A 21,855-nucleotide genomic window follows, 5' to 3' on the forward strand; every position below is an offset into this window, starting at 1 on the left:
ACCCCCTGTTTGACTCGTCGTATGACCAGTCACGGAGGACGGCGCACTCAGGCCGAACGCGACGCGATCACCGTCGAGATCGGGTACGCGCTGTGCAGTGCGGCTTTCGCGGCAGCCGTGGTGTTCGGGGCCGTTGCGGGGCCCGCGCTGCTCTTCGACCTGCCGGACACGCCGGAGAGCCTGCTGCTGCGCGCCGGACTGGTGCTCGCGCCGGTGCTGTTCGCCGCGCGGGTGGTCAGCGTGCTGGTCCGGTTCCGATCGCCACGACCCACGTGGCGATGACGATCTCCTCACCCCAGGAGACGGCGGAGTCCCCCGAAGGCGGCAGCCACTTGTACAGCCAGTGCGCCACCAGGACGTGCCCTGCCCACAGAGTCCCCATCGCGGCCCATGCCGCCCACCGGTGCCCCGCGACGACGGCGCTGAAGCAGGCCAGGGCGACGGTGAAGAGCACCGGTCCGTACGGATATCCGGCGCCCAGGTACATCATGACGGCCGCCGCCGTGCCGAACACCACGGCCACCGGGTACCGCTTCCGCCACAGCAGCAGCGCCCCGGCCGCGAGCAGCAGAACGCGCGCGAAGAGGTCCAGGTCCGCCCGCTCGCCCTCCTGTCCGTGCGCGGCGAAGTTCGACCCGGCCAGCACGAAGACGGTCACGGCGAGGGTGGACCGCCAGGGCCACCGGGGCGCCCGCTCCCCCGACCGGTCCCACCCGGGAGGCCCGTGCCGCCACCACTGCGGCGGACCGCCCCGCCCTCGCTGCTCGTCCATACCGGCCACGCTAGACGCCGGCAGCGGCGTCCCCCGGGCGTGGTGATCACGGGTACTCCCCGGGAAGTACGTTGCCCTGTCCGTCATTCTCTGACTAAGGTCAGAGAATGACGACGGACCAGGTGGACCAGGTGGAGCAGGTGGACCAGGTGGAGCAGGTGGACCAGGTGCGGCGCTTCAACCGGACGGTCGCCGAGCGGCTGGGAGTGCTGCACGACCACTATCTGGGCGGTGCCCGCCCCTACGGGCAGGCGCGCCTGCTCTGGCAGATCGGCGACGAGGGAACCCACGACGTCCGCAGCGTGCGGGACCGGCTCGGCCTCGACTCCGGCTACGCGAGCCGGCTCCTGCGGGCACTGGAGCGCGACGGCCTCGTCGCCGTCGAGCCCCACCCCCGCGACCGGCGGGTACGCACCGTGCGGCTGACCGAGGCAGGGCGGCGGGAGCGCGCTCTTCTCGACGACCGCAGCGAGGTGCTCGCCGCGTCGCTCCTCGACCCGCTCGACGCCCGGCAGCGGGACCGGCTGACCGCGGCCATGGCAGAGGTCGAGCGCCTGCTGACCGCCTCGGTGGTGTCCCTGGAGGTCCTCGACCCCGATCACCCCGACGCCGCGTACTGCCTGCGGTCCTATGCAGCGGAACTGCGGGAGCTGTTCGAGGGCGGCTTCGACCCCGCGCACAGCCTGCTCCCCGACCCGGGCGCCTTGCGCACCCCGCGCGGTCTGTTCCTCGTCGCCCGGCTGCACGGCGAGCCGGTGGGCTGCGCCGGGCTCAAGCTCCCGCCGGGAGCCCCCGCCGAGATCAAACGCCTGTGGGTCCACCCCCGCACCCGGGGGCTAGGACTGGCCCGGCGCCTCCTGTCCGAACTCGAGGAACGCGCGGCCCGGCACGGCAGCGAACTGGTGCGGCTCGACACCAACAAGGCCTTGGAAGCGGCCACTCGTCTCTACCGCACCAGCGGATACACCGAGGTACCCGCCTTCAACGACGAGCCCTACGCCGACCATTGGTTCGAGAAGCGGCTGCCTCCGGCAGCGCCGGGGAAGCGATGACGAAGCCTGAGCACGGCGGCAGCGCGCTAGGGTGACGCGCATGAACACGACACGTGCGGCAGGACCGACGGGCTTCAGGTAGCCCGCCAGGAGATACCTGGCGGTTGCCGCGAACGGAGCCCCCGTGACCCGCACCGCCCACCACCTTCCCCCTTCACTCGGCCAGAGAGCGCACGGCCGCTCGTCAGGAAGCCCCTGGCGTTCCGTGGTTCTCCACGACCTCAGGTACAGCGCCCACACCTTGACCCAGGCCGCACGAGAGTCCGAGCGACCCCGACCTCGGCCGATCCGCCGCACGGTGGCTGTCTACTCGTTCGCCCGGCACCAGCGGGACCGCTCCGTCGCCGAGTGGTCCGCGGTGGAGGAGCGCCGGGCGCGACAGCGGCTGCGCACCCAAGTGGGCACGCTGCTCAAGCTGGTGAACTCAACGGCCGGCGAACTCGCGCTGGACGCCGCGGATGCGGTGGACGTACCGCCGGCGCGTCATCGGCGCGGCTCGCTCTGGCTCGCGTAGCCGCGCCGCCGCATCGTTCGCGACCATCAGGCCCGCCGGGGCTGCGTTCGGAGTTTCTGGATCCTTGCCGGCCCTGCTCACCTTCGGTGCCGGACTTGTGTTGCGCCGCCGCCGGATCCCGCGCTGGCTGACCGGGCCGGGAACGATCAGTCACTCGGTCTACGTGGTGCATCCGGTACTGCTGGCGGTGACCGACGGCACGATAGGCCGGTGGCGGCGGGACAATCTCGTACTCCGGGTGGCCTTCTGTGCGGTGCTGTTACCGCTGTGCCTGCTGACCTACCGTTACATCGAAGCGCCGGGCCGGACATGGGGCCGGAAGCCGGCACGCCGCTCCCGGCCTCGACGTCGGTCGGGGCGGGGGACGACTCCGGATGACCCAGCCGGGCGGAACCGGCGCTCCGGTCCCTGGTGTCGTCGCCCGTCACCCATGCCCCTGCCCTGCCTCCCGCATCGTCATCGCTGTCCGCGGGTGCAGGAACAGGTACTCACTCCGGCGAGCTGACCTCGCCGCCCGTCGCGGGGCGGCGGTCCAGCGCGTTCAGCGCACGCTGGGCCATCGGATGCGTGCGGACGAGTTCGCCCAGCGAGGTCTTGCCCTGCGTGATGTCCTTGAACGCCTTCCAGGCGGGGCGGAAGCCCGTCAGCGCCGCGTGGAACAGGCCGGGACGGCGCTCGAACGCCGTCAGCATCCGCTTGCCGATGCTCATCTCCACGCCGAGCCCGGCCTTGACCGCGAACGCGTAGTTGAGTGCCTGCCGGCGGGTGTCCACGGCGTCGTGCGCCTCGGCGATCCGCACCGCCCACTCCCCCGCCAGCCGGCCGGAGCGCAGCGCGAAGGAGATGCCCTCGCGGGTCCACGGCTCCAGCAGTCCGGCCGCGTCTCCGCACACCAGCACCCGCCCGCGCGACAGCGGCGAGTCGTCGGCCCGGCAGCGCGTCAAGTGCCCGGAGGAGATACTCGGTTCGAAGCCGGCGAGGCCCAGTCGCCCGATGAACTCCTCCAAGTACCGCTTCGTCGCTGCTCCTTCACCGCGGGCCGAGATCACCCCGACCGTCAGCGTGTCGCCCTTGGGGAAGACCCAGCCGTAGCTGCCGGGCATGGGGCCCCAGTCGATGAGCACCCGCCCCTTCCAGTCCTCGGCTACGGTCTCCGGCACCGGGATCTCCGCCTCCAGCCCGAGGTCCACCTGGTCCAGCTTGACTCCGACGTGCGCGCCTATGCGGCTGGCGCTGCCGTCCGCCCCGACCACGCACCGGGCGAGCAGGACCTCGCCGCCCTGCAGGACGACGGCGACCGTGCGCCGGTCCGGCACCGCCGAGCCGTGCTGCTCGACCCGCTGGACGGTGACGCCCGTGCGCAGCTCGGCACCCGCCTTCTGCGCGTGCTCGACGAGCTGCTGGTCGAACTCGGGCCGGTTGACCAGCCCGAACAGCGTGTGCCTGGACCGGCGCGTACGCGTGAAGCGGCCGTTGTTCGAGAACGTCACCGCGTGCACCCGGTCCCTGAACGGCAGCTCGAAGCCGGGCGGCAGGGCGTCACGCGAGGGGCCGATGATGCCGCCGCCGCAGGTTTTGTAGCGCGGCAGCTCGGCCTTCTCCAGCAACAGCACGCGTCTGCCGGCGACCGCCGCCGCGTACGCGGCCGAAGCGCCCGCCGGTCCCGCGCCCACCACTACGACGTCCCACACCTGCCGCACGTCGTCCGCCGAAGAGTTCTCGCTGCTCACGATGGTCTACTGCTCCCGATCAAGCCGCCTGCCGCTGTCTCCCGCATCCTACGGCGGCGGTCACCGCAGGCTGCTGTGGGAGGATCGGCGGTGTGGGTGGCCCCTACACGGGGACGCTCCAGCACCGCATGATCACCGCGTACCGAGACGTACGCATCCGTACAACGTCGCACCCACGAGGAGCGTGCCCATGTCGTCGAATCCGGTTGCCGAGACCGTCGCCTCGCTGATGCCCAGGGCGAAGAAGGAGCTCACCGAGCTGGTGGCCTTCCGGTCGGTGGCGGACTTCGACCAGTTCCCGAGGAGCGAGAGCGAGGGCGCCGCCCGCTGGGTCGCGGACGCGCTCGCCGCCGAGGGCTTCCGGGACGTGGCACTGCTCGACACCCCCGACGGCACGCAGTCGGTCTACGGCTACCTGCCCGGCCCGGCGGGTGCGAAGACCGTCCTGCTCTACGCCCACTACGACGTGCAGCCGCCCCTGGACGAGGCCGCCTGGACGACCCCGCCGTTCGAGCTGACCGAGCGGGACGGGCGCTGGTACGGGCGCGGGGCCGCCGACTGCAAGGGCGGCCTGATCATGCATCTGCTGGCGTTGCGGGCGCTGCGGGCGAACGGCGGCGTTCCGGTCCACGTGAAGGTGATCGCCGAGGGCTCCGAGGAGATGGGCACGGGCGGTCTGGAGCGGTACGCCGAGGAGCACCCGGACCTGCTGGAGGCGGACACGATCGTCATCGGTGACGCGGGCAACTTCCGGGTCGGCCTGCCGACCGTCACCTCCACCCTGCGGGGCATGACCCTGGTCCGCGTACGGATCGACACGCTCGCGGGCAACCTGCACTCGGGCCAGTTCGGCGGTGCCGCGCCCGACGCGCTGGCCGCGCTGATCCGGGTCCTGGACTCCCTGCGCGCCGAGGACGGTTCGACGACCGTCGAGGGGCTCACCGGGGGCGCGGCCTGGGAGGGGCTGGAGTACGAGGAAGAGCAGTTCCGGCAGGACGCCAAGGTGCTGGACGGCGTGGAGCTGATCGGGTCCGGGACGGTCGCCGACCGTGTCTGGGCACGCCCGGCCGTCACGGTCATCGGCATCGACTGCCCGCCCGTCGTCGGTGCCACCCCGTCCGTGCAGGCGAGCGCCCGTGCGCTGATCAGTCTGCGGGTGCCGCCGGGGGTGGACGCGGGCGAGGCGACCAAGCTGCTCCAGGCGCACCTGGAGGCGCACACGCCGTGGGGTGCGCGGGTGAGTACCGAGCAGATCGGTGAGGGGCAGCCCTTCCGGGCAGACACCGACAGCCCGGCCTACCAGGCCATGGCGGCGGCGATGGCGGTGGCGTACCCGGGGCAGGAGATGCAGTACGCGGGGCAGGGAGGCTCCATCCCGCTGTGCAACACGCTCGCGGCCCTCTACCCGCGGGCGGAGATCCTGCTCATCGGGCTGAGCGAGCCGGAGGCGCAGATCCACGCGGTGAACGAGAGCGTGTCGCCGCGGGAGCTGGAGCGGCTGTCGGTGGCGGAGGCGCTGTTCCTGCGCAACTACGCGGCGAGCTGACCGCTCTGCCCACGGCAGAAGCCCTCGCCCTCGGGCGGGGGCCTTGCCTACGGTCGTCCCATGGACGTCATCGAGCTGCTCCCCCGCCTGCACCTTCTGCGTTTCCCGGTCGGTCAGGCCTATCTCTGGCGCGACGGTGACGAGCTGACGCTGGTCGACGCCGGTCCGGCGGGCTCCGGCGCCCCGCTCGCCGAGGCCGTGACCGCGCTCGGCCGGGATCCGCGGGACGTACGGCGGATCGTGCTCACCCACTTCCACGAGGATCACGCGGGCGGGGCGGGCGAGTTCGCCGCCCTCAGCGGTGCCGAGGTACTGGTTCACCGGCTGGACGCGCCCGTCGTACGGGGCGAAGTCCCGGGCCCGGCACCGATGTTCGAGGACTGGGAGCGGCCGTTGCACGAGCAGGCGGCGAAGTTGCTGCCCGAGGGTGACTTCGCCCGGCCCGCGGAGGTCACCGAGATGTCCGGTGGAGATGTGCTGGATGTCGGTGGCGGGGCGCACGTCGTGCACGTGCCGGGGCACACGCACGGCAGCATCGCGCTCCATCTCCCGGAGCACGGGGTGCTGTTCACGGGCGACACGGTCGCCGCGTCACCCGTCGACGGCTCGGTGATGCCGGGCGTGTTCAACCTCGAACGCGCGAAGGTCCTCGCCGCCTGCCGGCGACTGGCCGAACTCGATGCGGACGTCGCCTGCTTCGGTCACGGGGCCCCGGTGAGACGGCACGCGGGCGAGGAGCTGCGGGCCCTGGCACACGCCTGAGCGTCAGCGGCTCTCCTTCAGCTCCGCGAGCGCCGGGTCCAGGACGATGTCCTCCTCGCGTGCGGCGACCGTCGGTTCCTCGGGGAAGTGGCAGGCGGTCAGGTGGCCCGAGGGGCTGCCGTCGACCCGCGCCAGGGGCGGTTCCTCGGTGGCGCACTTGTCCTGGGCCTTCCAGCAACGGGTGCGGAAGCGGCAGCCGGAGGGCGGGTCGATCGGTGAGGGCACGTCCCCGGCCAGCCGGATCCGCTCGCGCCGCTCGGTGGCGTCCGGGTCGGCCTCGGGCACGGCGGACAGCAGGGCGTGGGTGTAGGGGTGCCTGGGGCGGGTGTAGAGGGACTCCCGCTCGGCGACCTCGACGATCTTGCCGAGGTACATGACGGCGACCCGTTCGGAGAAGTGCCGTACGACGGCGAGGTCGTGGGCGATGAAGACGAAGGCGATGCCGAACTCCCGCTGGAGGTCCTGGAGCAGGTTGACGACCTGTGCCTGGATGGAGACGTCCAGCGCGGAGACGGGTTCGTCGGCGACGATCAGCTTCGGCCGCAGGGCGAGGGCGCGGGCGATGCCGATGCGCTGGCGCTGGCCGCCGGAGAACTCGTTCGGGTAGCGGTTGTAGTGCTCGGGGTTGAGGCCCACCGTCTCCAGGAGTTCCTGGGCGCGCCGCTTGTGGCCCTGCGGCGGATTGATGCCGTTGAGCCGCATCGGCGTCTCGATGATGGTGCCGACGGTGTGCCGCGGGTTCAGCGAGGAATACGGGTCTTGGAAGATCATCTGGAGGTTGCGGCGGGCCTCCTGCATCCTCCCGGGCGGCTGGTGCGTGATGTCCTCGCCGTCGAACACGACGGAGCCGCCGGTGGGTTCGAGGAGCCGGGTGACCAGGCGGCCGGTGGTCGACTTGCCGCAGCCGGACTCGCCGACCAGGCCCAGCGACTCGGCGGGCCCGACCGAGAAGTCGATGCCGTCGACGGCTCGTACGGCCCCGATCTGCCGCTGGAAGATGATGCCCTGCCGGAGGGGGAAGTGCTTCTGGAGACCGCGTACTTCGAGAAGGTTCTCACCGCTGGGGCGGTCGGTGGTCTGTCCGGTGAGGGACTGGGTGTTGCTCACGTCATGCTCCCTTTCGTCCGCCGTCACTGCGCGGCCCGTGCGGCTGCGGTGCCGCGGTCGTCGGGGCCGGCACCGCCGCGGATCTCCTGCTTGGCCTCGTCGGTGAGATGGCACGCGGCGAGGTGGCCCCCGGTGCCGGGGACGAGGCGCAGCTCGGGCCGTTCCACGGTGCAACGCCCTTCCGGGACCCAGCCCTTGTAGGCGCAGCGCGGGTGGAAGGAGCAGCCGTCCGGCAGGTTGATCAGGCTCGGCGGGGTGCCGGGGATCGGGTTGAGCCGTTCGCCGACGTCGCCGGTGAGGTGCGGCATCGACTGCAACAGGCCCCAGGTGTAGGGGTGCTGGGGGTGCTTGAGGACATCGCGGGTGGAGCCGTACTCGATCCGGCGACCGCCGTACATCACCAGGATGTCGTCGGCGACGTCGGAGACCACGCCGAGGTCGTGCGTGATGATGACGACGGCGGAGCCGAACTCCTCCTGCAGATCGCGGATCAGGTCCAGGATCTGCGCCTGGACGGTGACGTCCAGGGCGGTGGTGGGCTCGTCGGCGATGAGCAGCGTGGGGTCGCAGACCAGCGACATGGCGATCATGGCGCGCTGGCGCATGCCGCCGGAGAACTGGTGCGGATAGTCCCTGACCCGGCGTTCGGGCTGCGGGATGCCGACGCGCTCGAGCATCTCGACCGCGCGGTTCTTGGCCTCCGTCTTCGAGACCTTGTGGTGCACGCGGTAGGCCTCGGCGATCTGGGCGCCGACGGTGAAGAAGGGGTGCAGCGCGGAGAGCGGGTCCTGGAAGATCATCGAGACGGTGCGGCCGCGCAGGGCGCGCATCTCGGCCTCCGGCAGGGCGACGAGTTCCTTGCCCTCCAGCCAGATCTCGCCGCTGACCTGGGCGCGGGTGCCCTTGTGCAGTCCGAGCAGGGCCAGCGAGGTCACCGACTTGCCGGAGCCGGACTCGCCGACGATACCGAGGGTGCGGCCCTTCTCCAGGGTGAAGGAGACACCGTCGACGGACTTGACGAGGCCGTCCTCGGTCGGGAAGTGCACCCTCAGGTCGCGTACGTCGAGGAAGGGCGCGGGCGCGGGCGTGACGTCCGCGGGCTGCGGTGAGGTCTGAACGGACACGGGTGTTCCTAAGGACGAAAGAAGGGCTCAGGCGAGGCGCACGCGCGGGTCGACGAGGCCGTACACCAGGTCGACGACGACGTTGGCGAGGACGACGAACGTCGCGGCGAAGAGCGTGGTGCCGAGGATGACGGGCAGGTCGGAGTTCTGCACGGAGTCGACCGCGAGCTTGCCGATGCCGTTGATGCCGAACACCGACTCGGTGATGACCGCGGAGCCGCCGATCAGCGATCCGACGTCCATGCCGAAGATGGTGATGATCGGGGTGATCGCGGCCCGCAGCCCGTGTTTGAGGACGACCGTGGAAGCCGACAGGCCCTTGGCCCGGGCGGTGCGCATGTAGTCCTCGGCGAAGACCTCCAGCATGGAGGAGCGGCTGAGCCGGGTGTACATCGCGAGGTAGACGAGGACCAGGGTGGCCCAGGGCAGGATCAGTCCCTTGAACCAGCCGGCCGGGTCCTCGGTGATCGGTGTGTAGCCGGAGGTCGGCAGGATCTGGAACTTGTCGACGAACAGGTACAGCAGGAGCAGACCGATGAAGTAGATCTGCACCGAGACGCCGAACAGAGCCAGTCCGACCGCCGCCTTGTCGGCGGCCCTGCCCCTGCGGACCGCTGCGACGGTACCGAGGCCGACACCCAGGACCAGGAACGTCACCGCGGCGCCGAGACCGAGGGAGAGGTCCGCTGGGAAGTCCTGGAGCAGCGTGGTCAGGACGGGGGTGTCGGTCTGGAAGGAGACGCCGAGGCAGGGCGCACCGCAGTGGATGCTGACGCTCTGGTCGCCGAAGGTACGGCCGACGAACAGTCCCTTGAGGAACTCCCAGTACTGGGTGAGATAGCTCTGGTCCAAGCCCAGCGAGTGCTTGATCTCGGCGAGGCGGGAGGGCGAGCAGGTCTTTCCGCAGGCCAGGAGTGCGGGGTCGGACGGCAGCGCGAAGAAGATGAAGAAGGTGATCGTGGTGATCACCAGCATGATCAGGGCCGCTGCCAGCAGGCGTCTGATGAGGTAACGAAACATGGGGTGCCGGGACCTGACGTGAGTGGGCTGCCCGCCGGCGGCCGGGACCGCCGGCGGGGTTCAGAGGAGATGCGTCAGTGCTTGACGTAGACGTGGACCAGGCTCGGCTCGGCCACGATCGAGTCGGAGATGACCCCGCCGACCTTGGAGCCGGACATCTCGCTGAAGTTCATGTACATCAGCGGGACCACGGCGGCGTCCTTCAGGATCTGCTCGTCCATCTGGCCGTAGACCGCGTTGCGCTGCGTGATGTCGGTCATCTTCGCGGCCTTGTCGATCAGTGCGTTGACCTTCGGGTCGTTCAGGTACGACTGGTCCTGGTTGGCCTGCGGGTTCTTCTTGATCAGCCGGCCGTCGAAGAGGGTGGGCAGCACCGTGGAGGCGTTCGGCCAGTCGGCGATCCAGTCGACCCACGTCAGGTCGTACTGGTTCTTCACGTTGTCGATGGTGCTGAAGTAGTTCGACGCGTCGATGGGGGTGATGTTGACGGTGATGCCGATCCGTCCCAGCGCCGTCTTCACCGCGTCGGCGAAGTGCTCCTCGGTGGCGGTGTTCTCCACCGCGATCGACATGGTCGGCTTCGGGTTGCCGGCCTGCTTCATCAGCGTCTTGGCCTTGGCGAGGTTGCCCGCCGGGTTCGCGCTGTACAGGTTGAACTTCTTGTAGCCGCCGATGCCGGGGCTCAGCATGGTGCTGGCGTAGTCGCCGTACGCGGAGCCACCGAAGGCGCCGCGGGCCGTGGTCTTGTCCAGGGCGTACTCGATCGCCTGGCGGACCCGGAGGTCCTTGACACGGGTGGTGTTGATCGCCAGGTAGTTGATGCCGGGCGCGGGGATCTTGTAGTAACGGCCCTTCAAGGAAGGGTCGTTGGCGAGCTGGGCCAGGTCGGAGCCCGCGATCGGCCACTGCTGGATCGAGGTCTGGGCGGTGCCGGCGTCGGCCTTGAGCTGCTGGTCGATGGCGGCCTCGTCCTGCCCGAACTTGACGTCCATCTCGTCGACGTTCTGCTGCCGTATCGGGTCGGTCGACTGCGACCAGTGCTGGTTCCTGGCGAGAACGAGTTCCTTGTTCTTGGTGTACGACTTGATCATGTACGGGCCGTCGGACCAGACCTTGGTGTCGTAGGTCGAGCCGGTGTCGTGGGCCTTGGGCACGGCGGACCAGCCGGTCATCGTGGTGGTCTCGTTGAAGTCGGCCACCGGCTGGTTCAGGTGGAAGACGATCGTGTACTTGTCCGGCGTCTGGATGGAGCCCAGTTGCTTGCCCTGGTACGGGCCCTTGTAGTCGGCACCGCCGACGAGCCACTGGGCCGCGTAGGGCGGGCCGCCGTTGATGTCGGAGGAGAAGAACCGCTCGACGCCGTACTTCACGTCGGGTGCGGTGACCTCGGTGCCGTCCTGGTACTTGACCCCGTGCCGCAGGTGGAAGGTCCAGACCGTGGCGCCCTTGCTGGCGGTTCCGGTGTCGGTGGCCAGGTCGCCGACCAGCTTCGGCTTCGGCCCCGTCTCGTCCCAGCCGGTGAGGGTGCGGACGATCTCCTGGTCCATGCTCTGGCCCTCGGTCGTGTAGACGCGCTGAGGGTCGAGGTGGTCGTAGTCCGCCTTGTTCAGGATGGTCAGGGTGCCGCCCTTGCCGGGCGTGCCGCTGGCGCTGCTGCCGGAGGACCCTCCGCATGCGGTGGCTCCGAGGGCGATCGCCACGGCGGAGGCCGTGAGAGCGACCGTGCGCGATCTGCGCGTGCTGCGCGTCATTGAGGAAACTCCGTTTCTTGCTACGGGCCCGGCGGCCGTTCGTGGGACCGCCGGGCCGACACTCGGGGGGTGGCTTGTCAGCCGCGCCCGGCGCGGGGGTCCAGGGCGTCCCGGACGCCGTCCCCGAGGAGGTTGAGCGCCAGGACCAGGAGGAAGAGCAGGACACCGGGCACGAAGAGGTACATCGGGTCCTGCAGGAAGAACTGTGAGGCGTCCGACAGCAGGGATCCCCAGTCGGGGTTGGGCGGGATGACGCCGACGCCCAGGTACGACAGCGCCGCCTCGGTGGTGATGTTCTGCGGCACGGCGAGCGCGAAGGAGATCAGGATCGGCGCCCACAGGTTGGGCAGCAGCTGCCGGAAAAGGATGTGCCCCCGGCCGGCGCTCATCAGCCGCGCGGCGTCGACGAACTCCCGCTCACGCAGGGACAGCACCTGTCCGCGCACCAGACGGGCGGTGTACGCCCAGGCGAAGACGGCGATGTTGAGGACCAGGACGAGCAGCCGGAGGTTCTCGTCGGTGCCGCCGTGGCTGTCGGTCTGCAGCGCGTTCTGGATCACCGGGGTGAGCGCGATGATGAACAGCAGCTGCGGGAACGCCAGCATCACGTCCATGACCCGGGACAGCAGGGAGTCGACCCAGCCGCCGAAGTAGCCGGCCGCGAGCCCCGCCACGACACCGACCACGGTGGACAGCACGGCCGAGGCGAAACCCACGTAGAGGGAGGTGCGCAGGCCGTAGACGACGCGGGCGAACAGGTCGTAGCCGGTGCCCGGTTCGACGCCGAGGAGGTGCTGGGCGCTGATGCCTCCCAGCGATCCGTAGGGGAAGTTGCCCGTGTCGGGGTTGATCGCCTTGTTGTCGGGGGTGATCGGTCCCCAGCTGGTCAGCGCGGTGAGGACCGGCGCGAGCAGGGCGACGGCAAGGAACAGGAGGGTGGCCACCAGGGCGGCCGTTGTGACCTTGTCCCGCCTGATCCGCTTCCAGGCCATGCGGGCCGGTGAGCGGCCGGCGACGACCGTGTCGCCGGTTCTGGGGTCCGGTGTCGACGGCTCGGTCAGCAGCGCGGTGCCGCCGCCGGCGTCGGCCGGCTGGTGTTGCGTGGTCATCTTACGGACATCCCGGATCTGCCCCTGAGGCAAGGAAATTGAGTGGCGGTCGTAAGCGCCGCCGTGAGACTCTGCGGACTTTCGCAATCCCGTGCGAGTCCGGTCAAGCCGAGCAGGGGCCAGAAAAGGGATTGTTTGCGGTCATGGAAAAGTGTTGACGAGAGAAGGGAATGTGATTACCCGCCGCGTGAAGAAGTGCGGGAGATTCCTTGGCCAGCGATTGACAATGGGCCCGTGGCCGTTTCCTTGTGCTTTTCCCTCGGAATCCCCCGTGCCGGGTAAAGAGCACGATCAAAGGGCAGGGGTCAGCCGACCGGCACCCCGGCTTCCAGATAGAACGCCGCTCCGCGTTCGCGTGCCCTCAGGGCCCAGCGCAGCCGCTCGTAGCGCACCGGTGGCAGCAGGTCGGCGGCCTCCGCCTCGGTGACGAACCGCCAGTCGCGCAGCTCCGGTCCGGGCAGCAGCAGCCGTCCGGCTTCCGTGGACTCGAGGAGGCCACCGTCGAAGAGGAGCCGCAGTCCGCCGTATCCGGGGGGAGAGGGGCGCTCCCAGTCGACGACGAGCAGGCTCGGTACCTCGTCGAGGCGGAGGCCGGTCTCCTCGGCGACCTCCCGCATGCCGGCACGCGCGGGCGCCTCACCGGGTTCGACGACGCCGCCGGGGAACTCCCAGCCGGCCTTGTAGGTGGGGTCGACCAGCAGCACCCGGTCCTGTTCGTCGAAGAGGAGCACACCGGCGGCGAGTGTCTCGGCGGTGGGCTCGGGCGTCTGCACGATGTCGCAGACCGGCGCGGAGCCGTTGGTGACGGACGCGGCGATCCGGGCGGCGGTCTCGTACGGCGTGAGGTCGCTGGTGTCGACCAGGTGGGCGTCGGCGGTGAGCCAGGAGGCGAGGGCGGCCCGGTACGGCTCGATGTGGTCGAAGGACCACTGGCGTGTTCGCACCTCGCCGTCGGGCAGGTCCGGCGGGACGTCACGCCCCGCTATCCGCTCCCGCAGTATCGTTTCGGCCGGAGCGAGCAGGATGTGGCTGACCGGGATCCTGCGGGCGGCCAGGCCGCCGAAGATCTCGTCCCGGTACTCCTGACGCAGCAAGGTCATGGGGACCACCAGGGTCCCGCCGAGCTCGGCCAGCATCGCGGCCGCCGTGTCGATCACGAGCCGCCGCCAGATCGGCAGGTCCTGGAAGTCACCGACCTCGGCGAGGTGTTTGGGCGGCAGCAGGTACCGGAGCGCTCCGCCGATGACCTCGGGGTCGAAGAGCGTACTGTTCGGGATCAGTTCGATCAGTTCCTGTGCGGTGGTGGTCTTTCCCGCACCGAACGCGCCGTTGATCCAGACGACGGTCACAGGTCCCCCTCTTCTTTGGCCCCCTGAGGCTTGCCCGCTCCACCCTGCCATGGAAACCAGCCCCAGTTGAGGGCGCATGACGACGGCGCCGGCGCCCCCGCGGGCGGGGGTGCCGGCGCCGTGGGCCTGGGCGGGGCCCCGTCAGCCCTTCTTCTCCTGAGCGTCGGCGTCCCGGTCCAGGGACAGGCTGTCGTCGGCGACCGACTTGTCGAGGGTGCTGAGGGTCTCGTCCACGTTGAGGGTGCCGAGGTTCTCCCCGAGGGCGTGCGACGGGGTGACCGCCGCGACGACGAATCCGGTGGCGAGGGAGGCGATGGCGAGCATGCTGCGCTTCTTCATGCCCGGCTCAACTGCCGGATCCGCTCCGGGGTCACGCAGTCGCCCGCGACCGGGCGAAGAAGGGCTTCACGCAAAGTCACCGTCACGGTCCGTGCCCCACGCGTCCGGCCCGCCGCCGCGCCACTCGATCAGCCCCGACGTCGCCACGTACGCCGCGTCGGCGTCCTCGATCCCGGCCCGCCGCAGGAACTCCGCGATGTCCAGCAGCCCGTAGGCGATCCCGAGGAACTGGTCGCCCACGCGTACCCGCCGGCCGTTGTCCGCGGCGGGCGGGTAGACCACGACGGGTTTCGCGGACGCCATGGCACCAGGGTGCGCGGGGGCGGTGCCGGGCGCCCGCCGGACTGGGCCGTTCAGCTGGCCTTGTGCGTCTGCCGGAGCTCGTGGACGCTCGCGGTGAGGGTGCCGTCGTGCTGTTCGTAGTGAGACAGGGCGAGGCCGAGGCCGAAGAAGGTGGGCGCCCATTCGCCGACGAAGATGCCCCAGCGGTCGGCTCGGGCGACGTTGGTGCCGGGTTCCATCTTCAGGGAGCCCATCCAGGCGACGACGCTGAGGCCTATGGACGCCATGGCGGCCATGTACGCGTGCTCACTGCGGACGCCCATCTCGTGCATCTTCTTGATGATCATCAGCGACTCCGTTCTGTGGGGGGTCACGGGACGGAGTGCCCTCGGAGCGTGTCGATATTCATCATTTCGCACCTTATATCCAAAATGGGGGTTCTTGAGCCGAGCTGGAAGCACTCAGCGCACGGCCGACTCCGTCAGGCGCCCACGTACGCCGCCAGGTGCTCCCCGGTCAGTGTGGAGCGGGCCTCGACCAGCTCGGCCGGCGTGCCCTCGAAGACGATCCGGCCGCCGTCGTGACCGGCACCGGGGCCCAGGTCGATGATCCAGTCCGCGTGCGCCATGACCGCCTGGTGGTGCTCGATGACGATGACCGACTTGCCGGCGTCGACCAGCCGGTCGAGCAGGCCGAGCAGCTGCTCCACGTCCGCGAGGTGAAGGCCGGTGGTCGGCTCGTCCAGGACGTAGACGCCGCCCTTGTCGGCCATGTGCGTGGCCAGCTTGAGGCGCTGCCGCTCGCCGCCGGACAGCGTGGTGAGCGGCTGGCCGAGGGTGAGGTAGCCGAGCCCGACGTCGGCGAGCCGCTCCAGGATTCTGTGCGCGGCCGGGGTGCGTGCCTCACCGCTGCCGAAGAACTCCCCCGCCTCGGTCACCGACATCGCGAGCACCTCGCTGATGTCGCGGCCGCCCAGGTGGTACTCCAGCACCGACGCCTGGAACCGCTTGCCCTCGCAGTCCTCGCAGGGGGTGTCGACGCCGGCCATCATCCCCAGGTCGAAGTAGATGACACCGGCTCCGTTGCAGGTGGGGCAGGCGCCCTCGGAGTTGGCGCTGAACAGGGCCGGCTTCACGCCGTTGACCTTGGCGAACGCCTTGCGGATCGGGTCGAGCAGGCCCGTGTACGTCGCGGGGTTGCTCCGGCGCGATCCCTTGATCGGGCTCTGGTCCACCGAGACCACGTCCGCGTCGGCCGGCATCGACCCGTGCAGGAGGGAGCTCTTGCCGGAGCCGGCGACACCGGTGACGACGGTGAGCACCCCGAGCGGGACGTCGACGTCGACGTTCTGCAGGTTGTTCGCCGAGGCGCCGCGGATCTCCAGCGCGCCGGTGGGCTTGCGGACCGTCTCCTTGATCCCGGCCCGGTCGTCGAGGTGTCGGCCGGTGACGGTGTCGGCGGCCCGCAGGCCCTCGACCGTGCCCTCGAAGCAGACGGTGCCGCCCGCCGTACCCGCACCGGGGCCGAGGTCGACGACGTGGTCGGCGACCGCGATGGCCTCCGGCTTGTGCTCCACGACGAGGACCGTGTTGCCCTTGTCCCGCAGCCGCAACAGCAGGTTGTTCATCCGCTGGATGTCGTGCGGGTGCAGACCGATGGTGGGCTCGTCGAAGACGTAGGTGACGTCCGTGAGCGAGGAGCCGAGGTGGCGGATCATCTTGACGCGCTGCGCCTCACCGCCCGAGAGCGTGCCCGCCGACCGGTCGAGCGAGAGATAGCCGAGGCCGATCTCCACGAACGAGTCGAGCGTCCCCTGCAGCGCGGTGAGCAGTGGCGCCACCGACGGCTCGTTCAGGCCCCTGACCCACTCGGCCAGGTCCCTGATCTCCATCGCACAGGCGTCGGCGATGCTGATCTCGCCGATCTTCGAGGATCTGGCGCCCTCGCTCAGCCGGGTACCGTCGCATTCAGGGCAGGTGGTGAAGGTGACCGCCCGCTCCACGAACGCCCGGATGTGCGGCTGCATCGCCTCCTTGTCCTTGGACAGGAACGACTTCTGGATCTTCGGGATCAGGCCTTCGTAGGTGAGGTTGACGCCGTTCACCTTGACCTTGGCCGGCTCGCCGTAGAGGAAGGCATGCATCTCCTTCTTGGTGAACCGGCGGATCGGCTTGTCGGGGTCGAGGAATCCGGACTGGGCGTAGAGGCCCACCGTCCAGACGTTGTCCGCCTTCCAGCCGGGGATGGTGAACGCACCCTCGGAGATCGACTTGGAGTCGTCGTAGAGCTGGGTGAGGTCGATGTCGGAGACCTTGCCGCGGCCCTCGCAGCGGGTGCACATGCCGCCGGTACGGGAGAAGGTCGCCTTCACGGTCTTGGTCTTGTCGGCGCCGCGTTCGACCCTGATCCCGCCGCTCGCGCTGACCGAGGCGGTGTTGAAGGAGTACGCGCTGGGCGGGCCGATGTGCGGCTTGCCGAGCCGGCTGAAGAGGATGCGCAGCATCGCGTTGGCGTCGGTGGCGGTGCCGACGGTCGAGCGGGGGTCGCCGCCCATCCGCTGCTGGTCGACGGCGATAGCGGTCGTCAGCCCGTCGAGCACGTCGACCTCCGGGCGGGCCTGGTTGGGCATGAAGCCCTGCAGGAAGGCGCTGTAGGTCTCGTTGATCAGCCGCTGCGACTCCGCCGCGATCGTGTCGAACACCAGCGAGCTCTTGCCCGAGCCGGACACGCCTGTGAAGACCGTCAGCCGGCGTTTCGGGATCTCGATGCTGACGTCCTTGAGGTTGTTCTCGCGTGCGCCGTGCACGCGGATCACGTCATGGCTGTCGGCGACGTGCGGCCCGGGCGACTGTCCGTCCGTCGTCTTGGCCTTGCTCATGGTGTCTCCATCTGTCAGGCGGGCCTGCCGCGCTCGGACGATCTCCTCCCCGCGCCGCCCCGGGGGGTGCGGCGCGGGGGCGCGGAAGCCCGCGGTACGGGGTTGCCGTCTGCGGGGTCCCGCGGTGTGACGCGTCGGTCTCGGATGCTGCTACTGCGGCTTCAGCTCCTGGATGCGGACCATGTTGCCCGCGGGGTCGCGGAAGGCGCAGTCGCGGACGCCGTACGGCTGGTCCACCGGCTCCTGTACCACCTCGGCGTCGCCCGACTGCAGCCGCTCGAAGACGCCGTCGACGTCGGGGGTGGCCAGGACGATGCTGGCGTAGGTGCCCTTGGCCATCATCTCGGCGATGGTGCGGCGCTCCTCCTCGGTGATGCCGGGGTATGCGGCCGGCGGGTGCAGCACGATGTTCGTGCCGGGCTGGCCGACGGGACCGACCGTGATCCAGCGCATGCCCTCGTACCCGACGTCGTTGCGGACTTCGAAACCGAGGGTGTCGCGGTAGAACGCCAGGGCGGCGTCCGGGTCGTCGTGCGGAAGGAAGCTGGCGTGAATGTTGAGGTCCATGGCCATCACGCTAGTTTCGGCTCCCGGCGGGCGCTTCTCGATTCCTGATCGGTCGGGTGACCTGCTTCGCCACGCACGACGGGATCCCCGCGGTCGCGCGCGCCGCCTCACGCCGGTAGGCGCTGGGCGGCATGCCGACCAGCTCGGTGAAGCGGGTGCTGAAGGTGCCCAGCGACGAGCAGCCGACCTCGAAGCACACCTGCGTGACGCTGAGGTCCCCACGGCGCAGCAGCGCCATCGCGCGCTCGATGCGCCGCGTCATGAGGTAGCTGTACGGCGATTCCCCGTACGCCTGCCGGAACGCGCGGCTGAGGTGCCCGGCCGACATGTGCACACCCCGGGCCAGCGCCTCCACGTCCAGGGGCTGTGCGTACTCCCGGTCGATCCGGTCCTTGACCCGGCGCAGGCGGGCGAGGTCGCGCAGGCGCTGCTCCGAGACGGGTCTGCTGCTGCTCACACGCGTGATCGTGCCACATCGCACGGACATGCGGTCGATTTTTCCGGGTATCCCGACCCGGACCGACAGGTTCCGGGGCAGGGCTCACCACTTCCCGTGGAGCCGGCACCCGCTGCTCGGCTTTGCGGCGCTTTCGGCCCCGGCCCTGCGGGGGCTCCGTGTTCGGACTTGCGGCGCTTTCAGCCCCGGGAAGCCCCAGGTCTCGGGCCGGTGCCCCCAGGGCCCGGGCAGGAGCCCGGGCAGGAGCCCAAACCTGGTCGCGAGCCCCAAGGCCCGGGCTCCGCCTCGCAGCGTCGGGGATCACGCCTCCCGCGACCCCGTTGACTGAACGTTCCTGCACGGTCCGGCGGCCCCGGTCTCACACCCCTGCCGCCGCGCCCGTCCGCTTCGCCAGGGCTGCCGCCGCCGCGCCCACCAGTCCGGCGTCGGTGCCCATCTCTGCCGGGGCCACGGTGAGGTGCCGGACGAAGGACAGGGTGGCGTAGGCGTCGAGAGCCTTGCGCAGAGGGGCGAAGAGGACGTCGCCCGCCTTGCCCACTCCCCCGCCGATCACGGCGATGTCGATCTCCACGAGGGTGGCCGTCGCCGCGATCCCGGCGGCCAGGGCCTGGGCGGCCCGCTCGAAGGAGGCGACGGCGACCGGGTCGCCGAACCGGGCGGCGGCGGCCACCGCGGCGGCGGACGTGTCACCGTCGGGGCCGGGCCGCCAGCCGCTCTCCAGGGCGCGCCGGGCGATGTTGGGGCCGCTCGCGATGCGCTCCACGCAGCCGTGTGAACCGCATGGGCACAGGTCGCCGTCGAGGTCCACGCTGATGTGGCCGATGTGGCCGGCGTTGCCGGTGGGCCCGGGGTGCAGCCGGCCGCCGAGCACCAGACCGCCGCCGACGCCCGTGGAGACGACCATGCACAACGCGTTGTCGTGGCCGCGGGCGGCGCCCTGCCAGTGTTCGGCCGCGGTGATCGCCACACCGTCGCCGATCAGCTCGACGGGCAGGTTCCCGGCCGCGGCCCGGACCCGGGCGACAAGCGGGTAGTCGCGCCAGCCGGGCACGTTCACCGGGCTCACCGTGCCCGCCGAGGCGTCCACGGGCCCGGCGCTGCCGATCCCCACGGCCGTGGCGCGGCCCCACAGCGAGGACGCCGTGAGCTCGCCGAGCACCTCCTCCACGGCCCGCATCACGGTGTCGCCGTGCTCCCGGGCGGGCGTCGGCCGCTGGGCGCGGACCAGGATCCGGCCGTGGCCGTCCACGAGAGCGCCGGCGATCTTGGTGCCGCCGATGTCGAGCGCGGCCACGAGGTCGTTGTGCATCAGTGTCGGATCTCCCCGTCAACCATCGGAAAAACGCCGAGAATAGCGATCGAGCAGGTCAAACTGCGGACCGGCCCCGCCGCCGCCCTCGGGCCGGAGAATGTGGTGGACAGTCTCCTCCGCCCCTGACAACGTTGTCCAGCCTCTATGCTCGACGCCACATCCTCAAACCGACCCAGGACCGACGCATTCCCGTGGCCGACAGGACAGGACACCGCACCGTGCCCCAGACCCACCTCCGATCCGCCACGCGCTACGGCAACCGTCCTACCATGAAGGACGTGGCCGCCCGCGCCGGAGTCGGTCTCAAGACGGTCTCACGGGTCGTGAACGGAGAACCCGGCGTCACACCGGAGACGGAGCGACGGGTCCAGGAGGCTATCGACGCCCTCGGTTTCCGGCGCAACGACAGCGCGCGGGTGCTGCGCAAGGGCCGCACGGCGAGCATCGGCCTGGTCCTGGAGGACCTCGCCGACCCGTTCTACGGGCCGCTCAGCCGGTCGGTCGAGGAGGTGGCCCGCGCGCACGGCGCCCTGCTGATCAACGGCTCCAGCGCGGAGGACCCGGAGCGCGAGCAGGAGCTGGTGCTGGCCCTGTGCGCGCGGCGGGTGGACGGGCTGGTGGTGATCCCGGCCGGGGACGACCACCGGTATCTGGAACCGGAGCTCAAGGCAGGTGTCGCCACGGTGTTCGTGGACAGGCCGGCCGGTCACGTCGACGCCGACGTGGTCCTGTCGGACAACTTCGGCGGCGCCCGCGACGGCGTCGCCCATCTCATCGCGCACGGCCACCGCCGGATCGGTTTCATCGGCGACATGCCCCGCATCCACACCGCAGCCGAGCGGCTGCGCGGCTACCGGGCCGCCATGGAGGACGCGGGCATACCGGTGGCGGACTCCTGGATGTCCCTCGGTGTCACCGACCCCGGGCGGGTGCGCAGGGCCGCCGAGGAGATGCTGTCCGGTCCGGACCCGGTCACCGCGGTCTTCGCGGGCAACAACCGGGTGACGGTCACCGTGATCCGCGTGCTCGCCGAGCAGACCCGCCGCGTCGCCCTCGTCGGCTTCGACGACATCGAGCTGGCGGACCTGCTCCAGCCGGGCGTCACGGTCGTCGCCCAGGACGCGGCGGACATCGGCCGCACCGCCGCGGAACGCCTCTTCCGGCAGTTGGACGGCTCCCTTCTCACCCCGGAACGCATCGAGCTGCCGACCCGGCTGATCACCCGAGGATCCGGCGAGCTGCCCCCGGCGGACTGAGAGGCCCATGGACGATCGCACGGATCGCACACTGCGCGCACTCGGCCTGACCGAGGCGCCGCGCGAACACCCCCTGCTGTACCCCGGCGCGTGGCCCGCCGACTCCGGACTGCTCGACGACGAACGCTTCCTGCCGCTGGAACAGCTGATGCACGACGACCGCACGCCGGTCCTCGCCATCGGCTCCAACGGCTGCCCGGGCCAGCTGCGGCACAAGATGCGTGAGTTCGGGATCACGTCGCCGCTTCCGATGGTGAAGGCCCGGGTGACGGGGGTCGACGCCGGGGTCTCGGCCCATGTGAGCCGCATGGGGTACGTCTCCGCCTCGCCGGTCAGCGCCCCGGACACGGTGCGGGACTTGTTCGTCCTCTGGCTGGATGCCGAGCAGCTCGCGGTGATCGACGCGAGCGAGGGCGTGCCGGTGCCGGGCGGCAACTTCGACCGGGCCTGGCTGCCCGCACCCGACGTACGGATCGCCCTCGCGGACGGCACCCGCCTGCCCGGCGTGTACGCCTACGTCAACCGCCACGGCGTCCTCCACGACGGCGCCGGCGCGCGGCGCACCCACCCGGGCGAGCGCGAGCTGCTCACCGATCTGCTGGTCGGCCTGCCACCCTTGCGGGAGCTGTTCGGCGTCGTGCCCGAGGAGTTCTGCGCACGGGCACGGGGCGACCGGCGGTTGTGCGAGCGGGGCACGCGGCTGTTCGTCGAGGAGAAGCTGGTGACGGCCTCGGGGCTGGAGCGGTACGCCGCGGTGTCCGTGCGGGCTCAGCGGAGCGGGAGCCCGGGGACCGCCACATCGTTGTCGCCGGCCTTGATGGAGATGTAGACGTCGCCGACCCGGACGTTCGTGTTGCCGCTGAGACCTCGTCGGTCTTCGCCCACCAGACGTTGGTCTGCCCCGGCCGCCGTGAGCCGCCGCGCCTGC

21 protein-coding genes and 1 pseudogene are annotated in these 21,855 nt (G+C 70.6%); 7 read left to right on the plus strand and 15 right to left on the minus strand.

Annotated elements, in window-relative coordinates; genetic code table 11:
• Positions 1-21: 21 nt before the first annotated feature.
• The gene (locus tag ACWD1U_RS25525) at positions 22-282 is read left to right on the plus strand and encodes a DUF6332 family protein (protein WP_451110818.1); all 261 of its coding nucleotides are present in this window, start codon (positions 22-24) and stop codon (positions 280-282) included.
• Here ACWD1U_RS25525 and ACWD1U_RS25530 read toward each other — a convergent pair.
• Positions 257-772 (minus strand): annotated as a pseudogene (locus ACWD1U_RS25530) (sensor histidine kinase); the annotation flags it as partial. The gene ACWD1U_RS25525 and the pseudogene ACWD1U_RS25530 sit on opposite strands and share 26 nt — an antisense overlap.
• A 107-nt stretch (positions 773-879) precedes the next feature.
• Between ACWD1U_RS25530 and ACWD1U_RS25535 the strand changes: the two are divergent.
• Both ACWD1U_RS25535 and ACWD1U_RS25540 read left to right on the plus strand, forming a co-directional pair.
• Positions 880-1,824, plus strand: a complete 945-nt coding sequence (locus ACWD1U_RS25535) for a bifunctional helix-turn-helix transcriptional regulator/GNAT family N-acetyltransferase (RefSeq protein ID WP_451110820.1) — start codon at positions 880-882, stop codon at positions 1,822-1,824.
• 298 nt (positions 1,825-2,122) lie between these two features.
• Positions 2,123-2,338: a hypothetical protein gene (locus tag ACWD1U_RS25540; RefSeq protein WP_451110821.1), complete on the plus strand. Its 216-nt coding sequence runs from the start codon at positions 2,123-2,125 to the stop codon at positions 2,336-2,338.
• A gap of 488 nt (positions 2,339-2,826) precedes the next feature.
• Here the strand turns inward: ACWD1U_RS25540 and ACWD1U_RS25545 are convergent, their stop codons facing one another.
• Positions 2,827-4,068, minus strand: a complete 1,242-nt coding sequence (locus tag ACWD1U_RS25545) for a geranylgeranyl reductase family protein (RefSeq protein ID WP_451110822.1) — start codon at positions 4,066-4,068, stop codon at positions 2,827-2,829.
• A 190-nt stretch (positions 4,069-4,258) separates the two neighbouring features.
• Between ACWD1U_RS25545 and ACWD1U_RS25550 the strand changes: the two genes are divergently transcribed.
• Together ACWD1U_RS25550 and ACWD1U_RS25555 are read left to right on the plus strand one after the other, a co-directional pair.
• A complete protein-coding gene (locus ACWD1U_RS25550) occupies positions 4,259-5,614 on the plus strand; it encodes a M20/M25/M40 family metallo-hydrolase (RefSeq protein ID WP_451110824.1) in 1,356 nt (451 codons plus the stop codon).
• Positions 5,615-5,674: 60 nt separating this feature from the next.
• Positions 5,675-6,376, plus strand: a complete 702-nt coding sequence (locus ACWD1U_RS25555) for an MBL fold metallo-hydrolase (protein WP_451110826.1) — start codon at positions 5,675-5,677, stop codon at positions 6,374-6,376.
• A gap of 3 nt (positions 6,377-6,379) precedes the next feature.
• Here ACWD1U_RS25555 and ACWD1U_RS25560 read toward each other — a convergent pair whose 3' ends face one another.
• The 13 genes from ACWD1U_RS25560 to ACWD1U_RS25620 form a co-directional block, all read right to left on the minus strand.
• On the minus strand, positions 6,380-7,483 hold the full coding sequence (locus tag ACWD1U_RS25560; RefSeq protein ID WP_451110827.1) for an ABC transporter ATP-binding protein: 1,104 nt from the start codon (positions 7,481-7,483) through the stop codon (positions 6,380-6,382).
• A gap of 23 nt (positions 7,484-7,506) precedes the next feature.
• Positions 7,507-8,607 carry an ABC transporter ATP-binding protein gene (locus ACWD1U_RS25565; protein ID WP_451110828.1) on the minus strand — a complete coding sequence of 367 codons (1,101 nt, stop codon included), beginning with the start codon at positions 8,605-8,607 and terminating at the stop codon, positions 7,507-7,509.
• Between the two features lie 27 nt (positions 8,608-8,634).
• Entirely contained in the window at positions 8,635-9,627 is a 993-nt protein-coding gene (locus ACWD1U_RS25570) for an ABC transporter permease (RefSeq protein ID WP_451110830.1), read from the minus strand.
• A gap of 74 nt (positions 9,628-9,701) precedes the next feature.
• Positions 9,702-11,378: an ABC transporter substrate-binding protein gene (locus tag ACWD1U_RS25575; RefSeq protein ID WP_451110831.1), complete on the minus strand. Its 1,677-nt coding sequence runs from the start codon at positions 11,376-11,378 to the stop codon at positions 9,702-9,704.
• Between the two features lie 77 nt (positions 11,379-11,455).
• Positions 11,456-12,487 carry an ABC transporter permease gene (locus ACWD1U_RS25580; protein WP_451110832.1) on the minus strand — a complete coding sequence of 344 codons (1,032 nt, stop codon included), beginning with the start codon at positions 12,485-12,487 and terminating at the stop codon, positions 11,456-11,458.
• Positions 12,488-12,792: 305 nt separating this feature from the next.
• Positions 12,793-13,836 carry an NUDIX hydrolase gene (locus tag ACWD1U_RS25585; protein ID WP_451110834.1) on the minus strand — a complete coding sequence of 348 codons (1,044 nt, stop codon included), beginning with the start codon at positions 13,834-13,836 and terminating at the stop codon, positions 12,793-12,795.
• A gap of 141 nt (positions 13,837-13,977) precedes the next feature.
• Entirely contained in the window at positions 13,978-14,175 is a 198-nt protein-coding gene (locus tag ACWD1U_RS25590) for a hypothetical protein (protein WP_451110836.1), read from the minus strand.
• Positions 14,176-14,241: 66 nt separating this feature from the next.
• A complete protein-coding gene (locus ACWD1U_RS25595; RefSeq protein WP_451110838.1) occupies positions 14,242-14,478 on the minus strand; it encodes a hypothetical protein in 237 nt (78 codons plus the stop codon).
• 50 nt (positions 14,479-14,528) lie between these two features.
• Positions 14,529-14,804: a hypothetical protein gene (locus tag ACWD1U_RS25600; protein WP_451110989.1), complete on the minus strand. Its 276-nt coding sequence runs from the start codon at positions 14,802-14,804 to the stop codon at positions 14,529-14,531.
• Between the two features lie 134 nt (positions 14,805-14,938).
• Positions 14,939-17,335: an ATP-binding cassette domain-containing protein gene (locus ACWD1U_RS25605; RefSeq protein WP_451110839.1), complete on the minus strand. Its 2,397-nt coding sequence runs from the start codon at positions 17,333-17,335 to the stop codon at positions 14,939-14,941.
• A gap of 150 nt (positions 17,336-17,485) precedes the next feature.
• The gene (locus ACWD1U_RS25610) at positions 17,486-17,902 is read right to left on the minus strand and encodes a VOC family protein (protein ID WP_451110840.1); all 417 of its coding nucleotides are present in this window, start codon (positions 17,900-17,902) and stop codon (positions 17,486-17,488) included.
• 10 nt (positions 17,903-17,912) lie between these two features.
• Entirely contained in the window at positions 17,913-18,389 is a 477-nt protein-coding gene (locus ACWD1U_RS25615) for a helix-turn-helix transcriptional regulator (RefSeq protein ID WP_451110841.1), read from the minus strand.
• A 328-nt stretch (positions 18,390-18,717) separates the two neighbouring features.
• Positions 18,718-19,668, minus strand: a complete 951-nt coding sequence (locus ACWD1U_RS25620; protein WP_451110842.1) for an ROK family protein — start codon at positions 19,666-19,668, stop codon at positions 18,718-18,720.
• Between the two features lie 272 nt (positions 19,669-19,940).
• On the opposite strand from ACWD1U_RS25620, the gene ACWD1U_RS25625 reads away from it, so the two are divergent.
• On the plus strand, positions 19,941-20,927 hold the full coding sequence (locus tag ACWD1U_RS25625) for a LacI family DNA-binding transcriptional regulator (RefSeq protein ID WP_451110844.1): 987 nt from the start codon (positions 19,941-19,943) through the stop codon (positions 20,925-20,927).
• Between the two features lie 7 nt (positions 20,928-20,934).
• Positions 20,935-21,756, plus strand: coding sequence for a hypothetical protein (locus ACWD1U_RS25630; protein WP_451110845.1), 822 nt, complete (start codon positions 20,935-20,937; stop codon positions 21,754-21,756).
• The last annotated feature ends 99 nt before the right edge of the window (positions 21,757-21,855 follow it).

Source organism: Streptomyces sp. NPDC002788 (genome assembly GCF_053592115.1).

Bases quoted from the DNA above. Each gene is read 5' to 3' on its own strand.
- ACWD1U_RS25525 (WP_451110818.1), top strand. From the start codon at position 22: ATGACCAGTCACGGAGGACGGCGCACTCAGGCCGAACGCGACGCGATC.
- ACWD1U_RS25535 (WP_451110820.1), top strand. From the start codon at position 880: ATGACGACGGACCAGGTGGACCAGGTGGAGCAGGTGGACCAGGTGGAG.
- ACWD1U_RS25550 (WP_451110824.1), top strand. From the start codon at position 4,259: ATGTCGTCGAATCCGGTTGCCGAGACCGTCGCCTCGCTGATGCCCAGG.
- ACWD1U_RS25555 (WP_451110826.1), top strand. From the start codon at position 5,675: ATGGACGTCATCGAGCTGCTCCCCCGCCTGCACCTTCTGCGTTTCCCG.
- ACWD1U_RS25570 (WP_451110830.1), bottom strand. From the start codon at position 9,627: ATGTTTCGTTACCTCATCAGACGCCTGCTGGCAGCGGCCCTGATCATG.
- ACWD1U_RS25575 (WP_451110831.1), bottom strand. From the start codon at position 11,378: ATGACGCGCAGCACGCGCAGATCGCGCACGGTCGCTCTCACGGCCTCC.
- ACWD1U_RS25580 (WP_451110832.1), bottom strand. From the start codon at position 12,487: ATGACCACGCAACACCAGCCGGCCGACGCCGGCGGCGGCACCGCGCTG.
- ACWD1U_RS25590 (WP_451110836.1), bottom strand. From the start codon at position 14,175: ATGAAGAAGCGCAGCATGCTCGCCATCGCCTCCCTCGCCACCGGATTC.
- ACWD1U_RS25595 (WP_451110838.1), bottom strand. From the start codon at position 14,478: ATGGCGTCCGCGAAACCCGTCGTGGTCTACCCGCCCGCCGCGGACAAC.
- ACWD1U_RS25600 (WP_451110989.1), bottom strand. From the start codon at position 14,804: ATGATCATCAAGAAGATGCACGAGATGGGCGTCCGCAGTGAGCACGCG.
- ACWD1U_RS25605 (WP_451110839.1), bottom strand. From the start codon at position 17,335: ATGAGCAAGGCCAAGACGACGGACGGACAGTCGCCCGGGCCGCACGTC.
- ACWD1U_RS25610 (WP_451110840.1), bottom strand. From the start codon at position 17,902: ATGGACCTCAACATTCACGCCAGCTTCCTTCCGCACGACGACCCGGAC.
- ACWD1U_RS25615 (WP_451110841.1), bottom strand. From the start codon at position 18,389: ATGTCCGTGCGATGTGGCACGATCACGCGTGTGAGCAGCAGCAGACCC.
- ACWD1U_RS25620 (WP_451110842.1), bottom strand. From the start codon at position 19,668: ATGCACAACGACCTCGTGGCCGCGCTCGACATCGGCGGCACCAAGATC.
- ACWD1U_RS25625 (WP_451110844.1), top strand. From the start codon at position 19,941: ATGAAGGACGTGGCCGCCCGCGCCGGAGTCGGTCTCAAGACGGTCTCA.
- ACWD1U_RS25630 (WP_451110845.1), top strand. From the start codon at position 20,935: ATGGACGATCGCACGGATCGCACACTGCGCGCACTCGGCCTGACCGAG.